The organism is Plantactinospora sp. BC1 (assembly GCF_003030345.1).
Lineage (GTDB): Bacteria > Actinomycetota > Actinomycetes > Mycobacteriales > Micromonosporaceae > Plantactinospora.
Genome location: NZ_CP028158.1, coordinates 7,138,936 through 7,154,760, shown reverse-complemented (window position 1 = coordinate 7,154,760; position 15,825 = coordinate 7,138,936). Strand labels below are relative to the sequence as shown.

The following is a 15,825-nucleotide window of genomic DNA, read 5'->3' as shown; positions in this document are numbered from 1 at the left end:
CCGGTACCGGTGCTGGCCAACGCCGTTCACCACCGGTACCGGGCCGACGACCGGTCGCGGTCAGCGGGCGACCGCCAAACCGAACGACGCCCGGCACGTGACGCCGCCGGACGGGCCGGGGTGCGGCCCCGGCGCCGTGCCGGTCACTGCCGGCCGGGGAAGCGCCGGTCGCCGGAGGAGGACCAGAGCCCGGCCGGAAGGGCGGCCATCGGAGTACGGGTGGCCAGCGGTGCGTCCGGGTCGGTGGCCGGCGGGATCGCCGTCGCCACCGTCGGCTGCCGTACGGCGTCCCAGAGCGCACCGAGTCGCTGGGCGGTCGGCCGGGCCTCGGCGTGCAGCCGGAGCAGGTCGGTCTCCGGCCGGACCACGGTGGTGAGGATCGCGTCCGCACCGGCCGGATAGACGACGACCGAGCCCTCCGCGCCCCGGACCACGGCCTCGTGCAGCGACCCGTGCCCGACCAGGTCGGCGAAGCGGCTCCCGATCCCGAGCCCCGCCGCGGAGAGGGCGGCGATGTGGTGCGGATCGGTGTCGGGCAGGTCGCTGACGACCAGCAGCCCGTCCACGGCGGCGAGTATGGCACCCGATATCTCCGGTACCGCGCGTCGCAGCCGGTGCAGTTCGGCCAGCAGGGCGGCATCAGTGTTCACTGGTGACTCTCCTTGGGCGTTGGTCCGTGCCGCTGGACTTTGCTCGGTGCCGTCGCTCGTCGCCTGTGGCCTCGTTGCCGCTCGACGTCGCCGGGTGCCCTCCGACGGTGCTGCCACGTCGTCATGAGACGCGGTCCGCGCCGCCCGGGTCGGCCGGCCGCCCCCGGTGGAGCGCCGCCCGCTGCTCGCCGACCGCCGCCGGGGTCGGTGGTCCCCCGCCCGGTAACCTTCCGACTCCGGCACGCTACACCGAGCGAAGTCCCGACGCCGTCCCATGACCATCGGCAATCGTCCGGCAACTCTCGGCTGTTTGGCGGTTGCGTACGGATCGCCAGGTCAACCGCGTGGTGTGTCGGGGGTTCGTTGGCGCGCCCGACTCGGGAACCCGGGCGTAACCTGAGCGACACGCGAACTTCGTTTCCCTCGTGACGGAGGTGTGGCCCATGGGCATCGTGTGGGAGAACCTGGTGGTCGATGCCGCCGATCCGGCTCGGCTCGCGCGCTGGTGGGCCGAGGCGCTCGGCTACCAGATCGTCGCCGAGTTGCCGGACGAGGTGGAGATCCGCCGGACACCCGACACGCTGCCCGGCCTGATCTTCGTACCGGTGCCGGAGGGCAAGGAGACGAAGAACCGGCTGCACATCGACCTGCGCCCGACCGACCAGGAGGCCGAGGTCGAGCGGCTGGTCGACATGGGTGCCCGGCACGTCGACGTCGGGCAGTCGGCGGACGACACCTGGATCGTGCTGGCCGACCCGGAGGGCAACGAGTTCTGCGTACTCGCCCGGCGGAGTTGACGGAGCCGGGGGCGGCCGGGTGAAGATCGGTGGCGTGGTCAGCCAACCTGACGCGGAGCGCCGGGTGGCCGAACCGGCGAAGGACAGCGGCTACGGGCGGAGCCCGTACCAGCGGGACCGGGCCCGGGTGCTGCACTCGGCGGCGTTCCGGCGGCTGGCCGCCAAGACCCAGGTGCACACCGCCGGCACCGACGACTTCCTCCGGACCCGGCTCACGCACTCGCTGGAGGTGGCCCAGATCGCCCGCGAGATGGGCGGGCGCCTCGGCTGCGACCCGGACATCGTGGACGTGGCCGGGCTCGCGCACGACCTCGGGCACCCGCCGTTCGGGCACAACGGCGAGGCCGCGCTCGACGTCCTCGCCGCCGACTGCGGCGGCTTCGAGGGCAACGCACAGACGCTGCGGGTGCTGACCCGGCTGGAAGCCAAGGTGTACGGCCCGGACGGCACCTCCGCCGGACTCAACCTGACCCGGGCCGCCCTCGACGCCACCTGCAAATACCCCTGGCAGCGCCGGCCCGGCGAGCGCAAGTTCGGGGTGTACGCCGACGACGCCGACACCTTCGGCTGGCTGCGCCGGGGCGCCCCGGACGGCGACGTCCGCTGCCTGGAGGCGCAGGTGATGGACTGGGCCGACGACGTGGCGTACTCGGTGCACGACGTCGAGGACGGCATCCACGGCGGCTACCTGCGACTCCGGCTGGCACAGTTGCGGGCCGACCCCGACGAGCGGGCCGCGCTCTGCGCCGACGTCGCCGGGCGGTACTCGACCGAGTCGGCGGACGACCTCGCCGAGGTGCTGGCCGGACTGCTCGCCGACCCGGTGCTCGCCCCGCTCTACGACTACGACGGCAGCCACCGGGCCCTAGCCGCGTTGAAGGCGAGCACCAGCCTGCTGACCGGGCGCTTCGTCGCGGCGGCCGTCGAGGCCACCGAACGGCGGCACGGTACCGGCCCGCTGCGCCGGTACGCCGCCGAACTGGTGGTACCCCGACGGATCCGCGCCGAGTGCGCGCTGCTGAAGGGGATGGCGCTGCGGTACGTGATGCGCCGCCCGGGCGCGCAGGACTGGTACGAGCACCAGCGGGAGATCCTGACCGAACTGGTGACGGCGCTGCTGAGCCGGGCACCGGAGGTGCTCGACCCGGTCTTCGCACCACTGTGGAAGGCGGCGCCGGACGACCGCACCCGACTCCGGGTGGTGGTCGACCAGGTCGCCTCGCTCACCGACCCGGCGGCGGTCGCCTGGCACGGGCGGTTGTGCGACCCCTGACCGGCGACCGGGCATCCGCCTACCAGTCCGAGTTGGACCCGTCCACCCCGAGGATGACCTGGTCGAAGGAGTTGCCGTCGTTGTCGTCGGTGTAGCAGACGCTGACCTCACCCCAGGGGGACGAGGTGAGCGCGATCTGCTCCTGCCGGCCGGTGGTGGTTTGCCCGAGCACCTGACCGGGCAGCCGGCCGGTCCCCGTACCGTCCGGGTTGAAGCCCCGGGCCGCGACGTCCTGGGCGGCGGTCGCCACCGTCCAGCCGACCACCGCGTTGGCCTGGTCGTCGATCCCGACGCTCGGCGCGACCGCACCGGCGCCGGTGGAGACCTCGACGTCGTCGTGCCGGGCCGCCGCCGCGCTGCTGAACGAGCGCAGCCAGACCCCGGCCGCACCGGTGTGGTCGGACTCCCAGGCCACGGCGAAGTCGCCGGTGAAGTTGGCCGCGATCGCGGGCCGGCGCTGCTGCCCGCCGCTGGCCGAGTTGGCGATCCGGCGGGAGAGGTTCACCGCGCCGTTCGACCGGGCGAACCGGGCCAGGCCGACGTTGTACGACCCGTTCGCGTCGCCGTCCTCGTCCCAGACCACCAGCGCGTCACCGGATGCCGAGACCGCCACGTCCGGCCGGTGGTGCTCGCCGGTCGACTGGCTGGCCGGCATCTCGTACGCCTTGCTGGTGTTGCCGGTGTAGCCGGCGACCCGGACGGTCGCCGGCCCGGTGCCCTGGACGTCCTCCCACACCACGCTGAAGCCGACCGCCGTGCTGCTGTTCGGTACGCCGTCGGGGTCCACCGCCACCTTCGGATGGAGCTGCTGGCCGTCGGCGGAGGCGTTGGCCCGACCCGAGGCGAGCACGCTGCCGGTCGGCGAGACCACCCGGTACGGCACGTTGTAGAAGCCGTTGCCGTCCGGGTCGTCCGCCCAGACGACCACCGCGTTGCCCCGGTCGTCGATGCCGACGTCCGGGGTGACGTGCTTCCAGTTCGTCCCGGAGGTGCCACCGGCGGAGAGCTTCAGCTCGTAGACCGGGGTGCCGTTGTCGAACACCCGCAGGTAGATCTCGGAGTGCGCGTCGTCCTCGGGCGCGGTCGCGTCGCGGTCGTCCTCCCAGACCACCGCGACCCGGCCGTTGCGGTTGGCGGCGATCGCCGGCACGTCCTGGTCGCCGCTGGCGGTGCTGTTCGCCGTGGTCCAGGTGACCGGCGCGGCGGCGACGGCCATTTCGGCCGGGGCCGGGGCCGGGACCGCCCGGCCGGTCGGCCCCGGCCCGGCCGTACCGGTCGGCCTCGGAGTCGGGGTACCGCCGGAGGGCGCGGCGCCGGTCGGGGTCGGAGTCGCGGCGCCGGTCGGGGAGGGGGTCGGGGCGGTCGGTGCGACCGGGCTGGGCGGTGTCGCCGGGGCCGGCGCGGACGGTGTCGCCGGGGCTTGCGTGGGCGACGTCGCCGGTCCCGGCGTGGGCGACGTCGTCGGGACGGCCGGCGCCGGCACGGTCAGCAGGGAGGTGACGAGCAGCGAGATGACGGGGTTCAACGGAGGTACTTCCTCTCAGCCGGCCTGCAGGCCGGGGCGGCCCTCGGCGATGACGAACGAACCGACGGTGGAGACCGGGGCACCGTGCTCGGTGACGCTGGCCACCGCCCGGAAGTCGGCCCGGAGCTGGGCCCGGCCGATGGTGGTACGCACGTAGCCGCGCCGGTTGGAGAAGAACCTGATGTGCGGGTTCACGCTGCCGTTCGGGATCGCCGTGTCGGCGGAGCCGTTGCCGCCGGAGGAGATCGAGGTGCAGACCAGTTCGGTGCCGATCGTCGCCGAACCCGGGTTGGCGTAGTCGGCCTTGAGGTCGTTGGCCCAGGCCTGGTGGACGTCGCCGGTGAGCACCAGCGGGTTGCGTACGCCGCGCTGGGTCCAGCCCTGCTGGATCCGGGACCGGGAGGCGCGGTAGCCGTCCCAGGAGTCCATGTTCGCCGCCCCGGCCGCGTCGAGCTGCCGGGCGAAGAAGACCTGCTGACCCATGATGTCCCAGGTGCCGAGCCGCTGGCCCAGGCCGTCGAGGAGCCAGGCCTCCTGGGCGGCGCCGGTCAGGGTACGGCCGGGCAGGTCGGCGTCGGCGCAGACCTTGCGGCCGTCCCCGCAGGCCTGGTCGTCCCGGTACTGCCGGGTGTCGAGCATGTGGAAGGTGGCGAGCTGCCCCCAGCGGATCCGCCGGTACAGCGGAATGCTGTTGCCGGACGGCGCCGAGCTGGGCCGCAGCGGCAGGTTCTCGTAGTACGCCCGGTAGGCGGCGGTACGCCGGGCGGTCCACTGTGCGGCGGTCAGCGCCGGGGTGTTGTTCTCCCGTACCGTGCCGGCGTAGTTGTTCTCCACCTCGTGGTCGTCCGGCACCAGCAGCCACGGCGCGGCCGCGTGCGCCGCCTGGAGGTCCGGATCGGACTTGTACTGGGCGTACCTGCGGCGGTAGTCGGCCAGCGAGACGATCTCGGCGCCGACGTGTTCGCGTACCGAGCCGGTGGTGGTGGCGTCCTCGTAGAGGTAGTCGCCGAGGTGCAGTACCAGCCCCGGGTTCTCCTCGGCCATCCGCCGGTAGGCGGTGTAGTAGCCGGACTCGTAGTGCGCGCAGGAGGCGAAGGTCATCACCAGGTCCCGGCCGAAGCTGCCGGCCGCCGGCGCGGTCCGGGTACGCCCCACCGGGGAGATGTGTCCCTGGGCCCGGAACCGGTAGAAGTAGTCGGCGTCCGGGGCGAGACCACCGGCGACCACGTGTACCGAGTGCGCGTCGGCGTATCGCGCGGCGACCGAGCCGGAGGCGACCAGCGAGCCGAACCGCTCCTCGGCCGACACCTGCCACTCGACGGTGACGTCCGCGTTGGCCATCCCGCCCTGTCCGTCGGCGTTCAGCGGCGACGGGGCGAGCCGGGTCCAGAGTACGACGCTGTCCGGTGCTGGTTCACCGGAGGCGACGCCCAGCTTGAACGGGTAGGGGGTCGCGGCCACGGCACCCCGCAGCGGCAGCGCGACCGTGCCGACGGCACCGAGTCCACCCAGGACGAAGATGCGGCGATTGATCTTCTGCATGGCCGGTAACCCTGGATCCTCCGGATTAACGGGGGAAGCACCGTCGCGAAACCCCAGATGACACCGGGCTGTCGCATCGAGACGGGCGGATGCGCACACCGGCTCCGGCGCCGCCTCGCGGACCGCCGATCGGGGGCGGCGCGGTCGACCACCGGGTACCACCCGCTGCCGGAAGCCTGGCCGGAGGTCGGTCACGCACCCGCTGTCCCGAATCGGGTCCCGAGCATCGGGCCGTCCCGAATCGGCCGGTCCGGGGCGGCCGGCCGTGGCCGTACGCCCGCCCGGATTACCCGATCATGGCCGCACGCCCGCGCCACAGGTGAAACCCTCCTTGATAGGACCGCGTCGTCGACGAGGAGGTGGAGTGGGCATGGACTCCAGGACATTCGTGGTGGACGGCGGCACCAGCGGGCTCGGGAAGGAGGTCGCCCGGATCCTCGCCGCCGACCACCGGGTCGTGATCCTCGGCAACGTCCCGGACGAGGTGTCCCAGGCCCGTGACGAGCTGGGCTGCGACGGCATCGTCTGCGACATGTCCCGCAGCGAGCAGGTCCGGGACGCCCTCGCGGAGATCGTCGCCCGGTACGGCCCGATCGACGGCCTGGCGCACTGCGCCGCGATGTGGGCCGGCGGCAGGCTGGAGGAACTCTCCCCGGAGACGATCCGCCGGGCGATCGAGGTGAACGTGCTGGGTACGGCGTACCTGCTGCACGAGGCGCTGCTGCGGATGCGCGAACAGGGGTACGGCAACATCGTCTACGTCAGCGCGCTCGCCACCGACGTGCCCCGGCCGGGCATCCCGCTCTATCGGGCGACGAAGAGCTTCGGCACCAGCCTGGTCGAGTCGCTGGCCGAGGCGCAGGGCACGAACAGCATCAAGGTGATGGAGATCCACCCCGGCCCGATGCCGACCAGACTCCAGGAGCGGGTCGGCGCCGAGTTCCTCGACACGATCTTCGCGCTGCCCGAGCAGGTGGCGACCGAGGTCGTCCGGCTGCTGCTGCTCGGCGGGGACGACCTCTACGTCTCCGGGCAGAGGGTGCTCCGCGCCGACGGGCGTTGGTAACCCGCCGGCGATGGTCAGCGCCGGGCCGGCCTCCGCCGAGCCGCCACCCTCGGCGTGGGCGCCGCTGCGGGTGGCGACCTACCGCAGCCTCTGGGTGGCGATGCTGGTCGCCAACATCGGCACCTGGATGCAGACCGTCGGGGCCCAGTGGCTGCTGATCGACGAACGGAACGCCTCCACCCTGGTCTCCCTGGTGCAGACCGCCAGCGCCCTACCGATCCTGCTGCTCGCGCTGCCGGCCGGTGCCCTGGCCGACACCCTCGACCGGCGGCGGCTGCTGATCGCCGTGCAGTTCTTCATCGTCGCGGTGGGGGTGGCGCTGACCCTGCTCACCGCGACCGGGCGGATGCCACCGGCGCTGCTGCTCACCCTCACCTTCGCCTTCGGGGTCGGGCAGGCGCTCACCCTGCCGGCCTGGGCCGCGATCATCCCCGACCTGGTGCCGCGCAACCTGTTGCAGTCCGCCTCCGGGCTCGGCTCGATCAGCGTGAACGTGGCCCGCTCGGTCGGCCCGGCGGTGGCCGGCCTGCTGATCGCCTGGACCGGCGTACCGCTGGTCTTCGCCCTCAACACCCTGGCCTTCCTCTTCTTCGCCTTCACCCTGCTCCGGTGGCGGGCCGGCACCTCACGTTCGGTGGAGGTGCCGGAGCGGTTCACCGCGGCGCTCCGGGCCGGCGGCCGGTACGTCCGGCACTCGCCGATCGTGCAGCGGCTGCTGCTGCGGGCGCTGCTCTTCCTGGTACCCGGTAGTGCGCTCTGGGCGCTGCTGCCGCTGATCGCCAACCAGCGGCTCGGGCTCGGCGCCGGCGGGTACGGCGTCCTGCTGGCCGCGCTCGGCGCCGGTGCGGTGGCCGGCGGGCTGGTGCTGCCCTGGGTCCGGAGCAGGTTCTCGCCGAACCTCTTCCTGCTGGTCGCCGGGCTGACCTACGGGGCGGCGATGCTGGTGGTGGCGCTGGTACCGGTCGAGGCGGTGGTGCTGGTCGCACTGGTGCCGGCCGGCCTGGCCTGGGTGACGGTGCTCTCCAACCTCAACGCCGAGATGCAGCTCTTCCTCCCCGGCTGGGTACGCGCCCGCGGCCTCGCCGTCTACCAGGTGGTCTTCGCCGGAGGGCAGGCGATCGGCGCGCTCGTCTGGGGCGTCGTCGCCGACACGGCGGGGCTGGTCCTCGCGCACGTCGCCGCCGGGCTGCTGATGGTCCTCGGCGGGCTCACCGTGAAGATGTGGCCGCTGCCGGACCTGCGCGCGGTGGAACGGGACCCGGCGACGCACTGGCCCGACCTCGAACTGGTGCACGAGCCCGACCCGAGCGTCGGGCCGGTGATGGTGGTGCTGACGTACACGGTCCGGGAGGAGCGGCGGGAGGGGTTCGTCGCGGCCATGCAGGAGGTGCGGGCGGCGCGGCAGCGCACCGGCGCGTCGCGCTGGGGCCTGTTCCGGGAGGGCGAGTCGGCCGACCTCTTCGTGGAGGTCTACGAGCTGCCCTCCTGGGACGAGCACCTGCGGCAGCACGGCGGCCGGCTGACCAAGGCCGACCAGGCCGCCGAGCTGCGCGCGCTGGAACACGCCGAGGGGTTGCCGCAGGTGAGCCACCTGCTGCCGGCCCAGGCCAACCCGTGACGTGTGCTCCTCATCCGCTCAGGACTCGACCGGCTCCCGGGGGCCGATCGGCTCGCGGACCAGCGCGCCGTCGACGTAGCAGTACTGCCAGTCCTCGTGCGGCTCGATCGAGCGGATCAGCGGATGCCCGGTCTGCTCGAAGTGCGCGGTCGCGTGCCGGCCCGACGACTCGTCGCAGCAGCCGACCGCGCCGCAGGTCAGGCACATCCGCAGGTGCACCCACTCCTCACCGGCGTCGAGGCACTCCCGGCAGGCGTCCCCGTCGGTCTCGGTGATGTGGATCCGGTCCAGGTGGGTGCAGGCCGTGCTCATGGTCTCCTCGCGGACGTAGCGCCAGCGCGACCGGAGGAGCTGGTCCGGGATGACCCGGGCCAGATAGCGGGACTGCGCCGCGAACATCGGGCTGAGCACCGCGAGGATCAGGACGTAGAGCGCGACGAACGGCCCGATCCGGTCGTCGAGCCCGGCGCCGAGGGCCAGGGTGGCCAGGATCAGCGAGAACTCGCCCCGGCCCAGCACGGTCAGCCCGACGTTGGCCGCACCGCGCTGGTTGAACCCGAAGAGCGAACCGGTGATCAGGCCGGAGCCGATGTTCGCCACGATCGTCACCCCGACCGCGATCGCCACCGGTACGGCCACCGAGCCGAACGCCCCGATGTCGATGCTCAACCCGAAGCCGACGAAGAAGACGGCGGCGAAGACGTCGCGCAGCGGCAGGACGAGTCGCTCCACCCGTTCCCGTACGGCGGTCCGGGCGACGACGAGGCCGATCATGAGCGCGCCGATCGCGTCGGAGACGCCGACCTCGGCCGAGAGCCCGGCGACCAGTACCACCAGCCCGACCATCCCGATGGCGAGCAGTTCGTCCTCGCGGGCGCCGATCACGGCGCCGATCGCCCGGGCGCCCCACTTCGCCACCGCCACCAGCAGCAGCAGGTAGCCGAAGCTCATCCCGATGTGCAGCGCGATGTCGCCCGGGGAGGTGGCGCCGGCCAGGATCGGCGAGAGCAGGGCCAGATAGATGGCGAGGAAGAGGTCCTCGATCACGATGATGCCGAGGATGATCGGGGTCTCGGCGTTGGTCAGCCGGCGCAGCTCGATGAGGAGCTTGGTGGCGATCGCCGAGGAGGAGATGCCGAGTGCCCCGGCGATCACGAACGCCTCGGGGGTGCCCCAGCCGAGGGTGAAGCCGAGCGCGAGCCCGGCCCCGACGTTCAGCCCGATCGAGCAGGCGGCGGCGATGAAGAGGCGCTTCCCGCTGCCGAAGACCTGCCGTACCGGGAACTCGACGCCGAGGTTGAACAGCAGCAGTACCAGGCCGATGGCGGCGAGCAGGGCGAGGTCTTCGGGATGCTCGACCAAGACCGGGCCGGGGGTGGCCGGCCCGAGCAGGATGCCGGTCAGCATGAAGAACGGCACGCTGGGCAGGCCGACCCGGCGGCCGGCCCGGGCCAGCAGGCCGGCGACCAGCACGATCGCGCCGAACCCGATCAGATCGGCGTGCATGGGGTCTCCAATCGGATGCCGTCGCGCCGGGCGGGGGCCCCGGTGACGTCAGGCGAAGGGCGGGCGGAGGTCAGGCGCGGGGGTGGGGCGCAGAGGGGTCGGGGCTGGGGGAGGCCGGGCGGAGGGCTGGTGGGGGCAGGCCGGAGCGGGTCAGGCGAAGAAGGTCCCGCCGAGCACGGCGCCGACCTTGCGGGACTGCTCCTCGGTCAGTTCGACCACGGCGGTGGGCTCGTCCGAGCGGGAGGTGAAGACGTAGAGGTCACGGGTGCCGTCCCGGCGTACCACCACCGAGACGCGGGTGCCGCCGTGCCCGAGATCGATGTCGTACCGCTTGCCGATGCCCGGCAGCTCCTGCACGTGTACGCCCTGGCCCATGACCCTCTCCCCAGACGAATGGCCGCCCCCACAGCCGGGCGGTGGTCGGTGACCGGCCGGTCAAGGGGGTGAGTGCCGCCAGCCTACGTCTCCACCGGGCGGATCGGCGGCCCCGGGGCGCCACCGAGGCCAGACTTAGGGTAGCCTAAACTAATGGCGGAAAGTTCGAACGGAACCGGGGTCAGGTACGCCAGCGTACTGCGCACGGCGTGGCTCACGCCGCACATGATCCGAGTGGTGCTCGGCGGGGAGGGTCTGGCCGGGTTCGCGGCCGACACCTACACCGACCACTACGTAAAGTTGATCTTTCCGCCGGCCGGCGTCGACTATCCGGTGCCGCTCGACCTCGACATGGTCAAACGCGAGCTGCCCCGCGACCAGTGGCCCCGGCTGCGCACCTACACCGTGCGGGCCTGGGACGCGGTGGCCCGGGAGCTGACCCTGGACTTCGTCTACCACGGCGACGAGGGGCTGGCCGGTCCGTGGGCCGCGGCGGCCCGCCCCGGCGACCGGGTGATGTTCCGGGGCCCCGGCGGCGGATACGCCCCGGACCCGCTGGCCGACTGGCACCTGCTGGTCGGCGACGAGAGCGCCCTGCCGGCGATCGGCGCGGCGCTGGAGCGGCTGCCGTACGCCGCCCCGGCCCGGGTCTTCCTGGAGGTCGACGGCCCGGCCGAGGAGCAACACCTCGGCACCGAGGCGGACGCCGAGATCGTCTGGGTGCACCGCGCCGGCCGGGTCGTCGGCGAGGCCCTGGTCGAGGCGGTACGCGCGGCCACCTTCCCGGCCGGCCAGCCGCACGCCTTCGTGCACGGCGAGGCGTACTTCGTCCGCGAGCTGCGCCGGATGCTCCGCGGCGAACTCCGGGTGCCGAAGGAGCGGCTCTCCATCTCCGGCTACTGGCGTCGCGGCGACGACGACGAGAGCTGGCGCTCCGCCAAGCCCGACTGGAACCGGCAGGTCGAGGCCGAGGAGTCCGCGGTCGTCGTCGGCTGAGCCGCGTCGCACCGCCACCCCTTCACCGTGCACGTCAGCCCGGCAGGGCAGGATGTAGCCCGGAGGGGGTGAGGCGGTGGCCGGGCGGATCCGCGACGAGGACATCGCGCTGGTACGGGAGCGCACCTCGATCGCCGACATCATCTCCGAGACCGTCACGCTCAAGTCGGCCGGCGGTGGCAACCTCAAGGGCCTCTGCCCGTTCCACGACGAGAAGACCCCGTCGTTCACGGTGGCACCTGCCCGAAACGTCTACTTCTGTTTTGCCGGCGACACCCGGGTGCTGACCCGGTCCGGCGTACGAGAGATCGGGGACCTGGCCGGTGGCAGCCACTCGGTGCTGACCACCGGGGGGCGGTGGGTCGAGGCGCCCTTCTACTCCTTCGGTGAGCAGCCCGTCCTGCGGGTGCACCTGAGCCGCAACGGGCAGAAGAAGGTTGTCCGGGCGACGGCGAACCACCGCTGGTTCGTCCGGGCAGGGCGAGACCGCAAGCGGCACCTGGAGCGGGTGACGGAGCAGTTGCGGACAGGTGACCGGCTGGCCTACACCTATCCACGGTCGCTGACCACCCGTGACGGTGGACACGAACTGCGCCCGTCCCCGTACGGGGTGGCTCGGGGCATCGTCTTCGGCGACGGGACCCTGTTCGGCGGTGGGAGTGTCGCCCTGCTCTACGGCGACAAGGACACGGAACTGCTCAAGTGGTTCCCACTCAGTCACACCTACCAGCGGGAGAACGGGCTGGTGGTGTCCGGGCTGCCGGCATACTTCAAGACGGACCTGCCGCCGCTCGACGAATCGCTGTCGTACCTTTTCGGCTGGCTGGCCGGCTATTTCGCGGCCGACGGGGACGTCGCCGCCGACGGCTGCATCTCGCTCGACTCCACCTCGCGGGAGCACCTGGAGTTCGTCCGCGACCTCTGCACCAGGATCGGCGTCGGCAGCTACGGGATCCGTGAGTACATCCGGACCGGCTTCAAGGACTACCTCCGACCCGACGGGGAGCTGGGCTACACCGGGCCGGTCTACCGGCTGACCCTGATGGGTTCGGACCTGCCGGAGGACTTCTTCCTGATCTCCGCCCACCGGGAGCGGTTCCTCGCCCATCGCGAGGCGTACGAGCGCCGGGGTTGGACCGTCGAACGGGTCGAGGACCACGGCGAGGTGGAGGAGGTCTTCTGCCCGGTGGTCGAAGGCACCCACGCGTTCGTGCTGGAAGACAACATCCTCACCGGCAACTGCCACGGCTGTGGGGCCGGCGGGGACGCGATCAAGTTCCTGATGGACGCCGAGCACCTGACCTTCGTCGAATCGGTCGAACGCCTCGCCGACCGGGCCAACATCCAACTGCGCTACATCGAGGCCGGCCCCGCGCCGATCCGGCCGCAGCAGGGGCAGAAGCAGCGGCTGGTCGCCGCGCACGCCGCCGCCGCCGAGTTCTACGCCGGCCAGCTCGGCACCGCCGGGGCCCGGGCGGCCCGGGAGTTCCTGGCCCAGCGCGGCTTCGACCGCGCGGCGGCGCAGACCTACGGCTGCGGCTTCGCCCCGGACGCCTGGGACCTGCTCACCAAGCACCTGCGGCAGAAGGGCTTCACCGGTCAGGAGCTGGTCACCGCCGGGCTGGCCCGGGAGGCGCGCTCCGGCTCGCTGATCGACCGGTTCCGGCGCCGGCTGCTCTGGCCGATCAAGGACCTGACCGGCGACGTGATCGGTTTCGGCGCCCGCAAGCTCTTCGACGACGACGACGGCCCGAAATACCTGAACACCCCCGAGACGCCGATCTACAAGAAGTCGCACGTGCTCTACGGCATCTCGCAGGCGAAGCGGGAGATCGCCCGGCAGGGGCGGGCGGTGATCGTCGAGGGGTACACCGACGTGATGGCGTGCCACCTGGCCGGCGTACCGACGGCGGTGGCGACCTGTGGCACGGCGTTCGGCGCGGACCACATCTCGGTGCTCCGCCGGCTGCTGATGGACACCGACGCGGTGGCAGGCGAGATCATCTTCACCTTCGACGGTGACGCCGCCGGGCAGAAGGCGGCGCTGCGGGCCTTCGAGGACGACCAGCGGTTCGTCGGGCGTACCTTCATCGCGGTCAGCCCGGACAACATGGACCCGTGCGAGCTGCGGCTGGCAAAGGGCGACCTGGCGGTGCGGGACCTGGTCGCCCGCCGCGAGCCGCTGGTCGACTTCGCGCTGCGCCAGGTGCTCAACCGGTACGACCTGGACACCGTCGACGGCCGGGTGGAGGCGATGCGCCGGGCGGCGCCGCTGGTGGCCAAGCTCAAGGACCGGGAGAAGCGTCCGGAGTACGTCCGCAAGCTCGCCGGTGACCTCGGGATGGAGATCGAGCCGGTGCAGCGGGCGGTACTGGCCGCCGCCGCCGGCCAGGGGGCCGGGCAGTCCCGCCGGGGCAACGGCGCCGGGCCGACCCCGCCGCAGCGGCCGGCACCGGTGGAGCCGGTGGTGGACAACCCGCAGTCGCTGGTGGAGCGGGAGGCGCTGAAGCTCGCCCTCCAGGTGCCGGTGCTGGCCGGCCCGATGTTCGACGCGCTCGCGGCCGAGGTCTACCTGCACCCCGTACACCGGGCGGTGCGGGCCGCGATCGAGTCGGCCGGCGGCGCGGCGGCGGCGACCACCGGCGCGGTCTGGATCGAGCGGGTCCGGGACGCCTGCGACGACCTGGCCGCCGCGGCGCTCGTCGGCGAGCTGGCCGTGGAGCCGCTGCGGCTGGACACCGACCCCGATCCCCGGTACGTCTCGATCACCCTGGCCCGGCTGGAGTGGGGCTCGGTGACCAGCCGGATCCGGGACCTGAAGTCGAAGGTGCAGCGGGTCAACCCGACGGCCAACAAGGACGAATACTTCGCGCTCTTCGGTGAGCTGCTCTCCCTGGAGCAGCACGCGCGAGCCCTGCGCGAGCAGGCGATGGGGGGTCTGTAGCCGGTGGAGGCGTTCAACCTGTTCCGCCGTGGCCGGAAGCTGCCGGCCGATCAGCGGCCGCCGCTGGAGTCCGGCGAGCGGGTGCTCGACTGGGCCCGGGTGGGTGACGGCGAGGAGATCGTGGTGGTCACCGACCGTGGGCTCTGGCTGCCCGGGGACGCCACCCGGCTGGGCTGGCACGGCGTGCACAAGGCGGTCTGGTCGGGTCGGGACCTGGCGGTCACCTCGGCCGAGCTGGTCGAGGAGCGGACCGACTACCGGGTGGTGGCCGACGGGCCGGTGCGCACCTACCTGCTGGTCGACCCGGGTGACGTACCGCACCAGGTGCGGGCCCGGGTGACCCGGTCGGTGGCGTACACGGCACATCACCGGTTGCCCGACGGCGGCCTGCGGATCGCGGCCCGGCAGGTGCGCGGCGTCGACGGCCTGACCTGGACCGTCCGCTACGACCCCGGTACGCCGGTCGACGACCCTGCCGTGCTGGCCGAGACCGACCGGCTGGTGGCGGCGGCCCGGTCCGGCACCGACCCCGACCTCTGAGCCCGCCGGCCCCGGAAACTCGCTGGGGCGTGTCGGACCTGACGGTTATGGTCGAGCCCGTGGCTAAGGACGGGATTCTCATCCAGGCGCGAGGGTTGGTCAAGCGCTTCGGAGACTTCACCGCTGTCGACGGGATCGATGTCGACGTGCGGGCGGGGGAGGCGTTCGGGTTCCTCGGCCCCAACGGTGCCGGCAAGAGTTCGACGATGCGGATGGTCGGCTGTGTCTCGCCGCCGACCGGCGGCGAGCTGCGGATCATGGGGATGGATCCCCGGCGGGACGGGCCGGCGATCCGGTCCCGGCTCGGCGTCTGTCCGCAGCTGGACAACCTCGACCCGGAGCTGACCGTCCGGGAAAACCTCACCACCTATGCGCGCTACTTCGGCATCCCGCGCCGGGTGGCCCGGGAGCGCGCCGCCGAGCTGCTCGACTTCGTGCAGCTCGCCGAGCGGGCGGGCAGCAAGGTGGAGCCGCTCTCCGGCGGCATGAAACGCCGGTTGACCATCGCCCGCGCGCTGGTCAACGAGCCCGACATCGTGCTGCTCGACGAGCCGACCACCGGGCTGGACCCGCAGGCCCGGCACCTGGTCTGGGAGCGGCTGTTCCGGCTCAAGCAGCAGGGGGTCACGCTGGTGCTGACCACCCATTACATGGACGAGGCGGAGCAGCTCTGCGACCGGCTGGTGGTGATGGACGGCGGCCGGATCGTCGCCGAGGGCTCGCCGCGCGCGCTGATCGACCGCTACTCGACCCGCGAGGTGGTGGAGCTGCGCTTCGCCGGTGAGACCCAGGAGGCCTTCGCCGGCAAGCTGGACGGGCTCGCCGAGCGGGTCGAGGTGCTGCCGGACCGGATCCTGCTCTACGTCACCGACGGCGACGCCGCCGTGGCCGAGGTGCACGCCCGGGCGCTCACCCCGGCCAGCGTGCTGGTCCGGCGCAGCAGCCTGGAGGACGTCTTCCTGCACCTGACCGGCCGGACGTTGGTGGACTGAG

Annotated in this window: 12 protein-coding genes and 3 pseudogenes; 10 read left to right on the top strand and 5 right to left on the bottom strand. The window is 72.7% G+C overall.

What is annotated here, in order from left to right:
• Window positions 1–143: 143 nt before the first annotated feature.
• Window positions 144–650 carry a roadblock/LC7 domain-containing protein gene (locus tag C6361_RS38545; protein ID WP_234359137.1) on the bottom strand — a complete coding sequence of 169 codons (507 nt, stop codon included), beginning with the start codon at window positions 648–650 and terminating at the stop codon, window positions 144–146.
• A gap of 443 nt (window positions 651–1,093) precedes the next feature.
• On the opposite strand from C6361_RS38545, the gene C6361_RS31390 reads away from it, so the two are divergent.
• Together C6361_RS31390 and C6361_RS31385 are read left to right on the top strand one after the other, a co-directional pair.
• Window positions 1,094–1,447, top strand: coding sequence for a VOC family protein (locus C6361_RS31390; protein ID WP_107263248.1), 354 nt, complete (start codon window positions 1,094–1,096; stop codon window positions 1,445–1,447).
• 34 nt (window positions 1,448–1,481) lie between these two features.
• The gene (locus C6361_RS31385; RefSeq protein ID WP_107271297.1) at window positions 1,482–2,720 is read left to right on the top strand and encodes a deoxyguanosinetriphosphate triphosphohydrolase; all 1,239 of its coding nucleotides are present in this window, start codon (window positions 1,482–1,484) and stop codon (window positions 2,718–2,720) included.
• A gap of 19 nt (window positions 2,721–2,739) precedes the next feature.
• Here C6361_RS31385 and C6361_RS31380 read toward each other — a convergent pair whose 3' ends face one another.
• Together C6361_RS31380 and C6361_RS31375 are read right to left on the bottom strand one after the other, a co-directional pair.
• On the bottom strand, window positions 2,740–4,245 hold the full coding sequence (locus C6361_RS31380) for a hypothetical protein (protein WP_234359136.1): 1,506 nt from the start codon (window positions 4,243–4,245) through the stop codon (window positions 2,740–2,742).
• Window positions 4,246–4,260: 15 nt separating this feature from the next.
• Entirely contained in the window at window positions 4,261–5,787 is a 1,527-nt protein-coding gene (locus C6361_RS31375) for an alkaline phosphatase (RefSeq protein ID WP_107269951.1), read from the bottom strand.
• 370 nt (window positions 5,788–6,157) lie between these two features.
• On the opposite strand from C6361_RS31375, the gene C6361_RS31370 reads away from it, so the two are divergent.
• Together C6361_RS31370 and C6361_RS31365 are read left to right on the top strand one after the other, a co-directional pair.
• The gene (locus C6361_RS31370) at window positions 6,158–6,853 is read left to right on the top strand and encodes an SDR family oxidoreductase (RefSeq protein ID WP_107269950.1); all 696 of its coding nucleotides are present in this window, start codon (window positions 6,158–6,160) and stop codon (window positions 6,851–6,853) included.
• Between the two features lie 10 nt (window positions 6,854–6,863).
• Window positions 6,864–8,471 carry an MFS transporter gene (locus C6361_RS31365; RefSeq protein ID WP_107269949.1) on the top strand — a complete coding sequence of 536 codons (1,608 nt, stop codon included), beginning with the start codon at window positions 6,864–6,866 and terminating at the stop codon, window positions 8,469–8,471.
• 18 nt (window positions 8,472–8,489) lie between these two features.
• On the opposite strand, the gene C6361_RS31360 is transcribed toward C6361_RS31365, so the two are convergent.
• Both C6361_RS31360 and C6361_RS31355 read right to left on the bottom strand, forming a co-directional pair.
• Window positions 8,490–9,977: a cation:proton antiporter gene (locus tag C6361_RS31360; protein WP_107269948.1), complete on the bottom strand. Its 1,488-nt coding sequence runs from the start codon at window positions 9,975–9,977 to the stop codon at window positions 8,490–8,492.
• Window positions 9,978–10,127: 150 nt separating this feature from the next.
• Window positions 10,128–10,352 carry a potassium transporter TrkA gene (locus C6361_RS31355; protein WP_107269947.1) on the bottom strand — a complete coding sequence of 75 codons (225 nt, stop codon included), beginning with the start codon at window positions 10,350–10,352 and terminating at the stop codon, window positions 10,128–10,130.
• A gap of 153 nt (window positions 10,353–10,505) precedes the next feature.
• Between C6361_RS31355 and C6361_RS31350 the strand changes: the two genes are divergently transcribed.
• From C6361_RS31350 to C6361_RS31335, 6 genes and pseudogenes are all read left to right on the top strand, one after another.
• Window positions 10,506–11,348: a siderophore-interacting protein gene (locus C6361_RS31350; protein WP_107263242.1), complete on the top strand. Its 843-nt coding sequence runs from the start codon at window positions 10,506–10,508 to the stop codon at window positions 11,346–11,348.
• A 76-nt stretch (window positions 11,349–11,424) separates the two neighbouring features.
• Window positions 11,425–11,613: pseudogene (locus C6361_RS39345) on the top strand (CHC2 zinc finger domain-containing protein); the annotation flags it as partial.
• A 15-nt stretch (window positions 11,614–11,628) separates the two neighbouring features.
• Window positions 11,629–12,297 (top strand): annotated as a pseudogene (locus C6361_RS39340) (LAGLIDADG family homing endonuclease); the annotation flags it as partial.
• 291 nt (window positions 12,298–12,588) lie between these two features.
• Window positions 12,589–14,292 (top strand): annotated as a pseudogene (gene dnaG / locus C6361_RS39335) (DNA primase); the annotation flags it as partial.
• A 3-nt stretch (window positions 14,293–14,295) separates the two neighbouring features.
• A complete protein-coding gene (locus C6361_RS31340; protein ID WP_234359135.1) occupies window positions 14,296–14,832 on the top strand; it encodes a hypothetical protein in 537 nt (178 codons plus the stop codon).
• A gap of 59 nt (window positions 14,833–14,891) precedes the next feature.
• Window positions 14,892–15,824, top strand: a complete 933-nt coding sequence (locus C6361_RS31335; protein ID WP_234359134.1) for an ABC transporter ATP-binding protein — start codon at window positions 14,892–14,894, stop codon at window positions 15,822–15,824.
• Window position 15,825 lies beyond the last annotated feature (1 nt).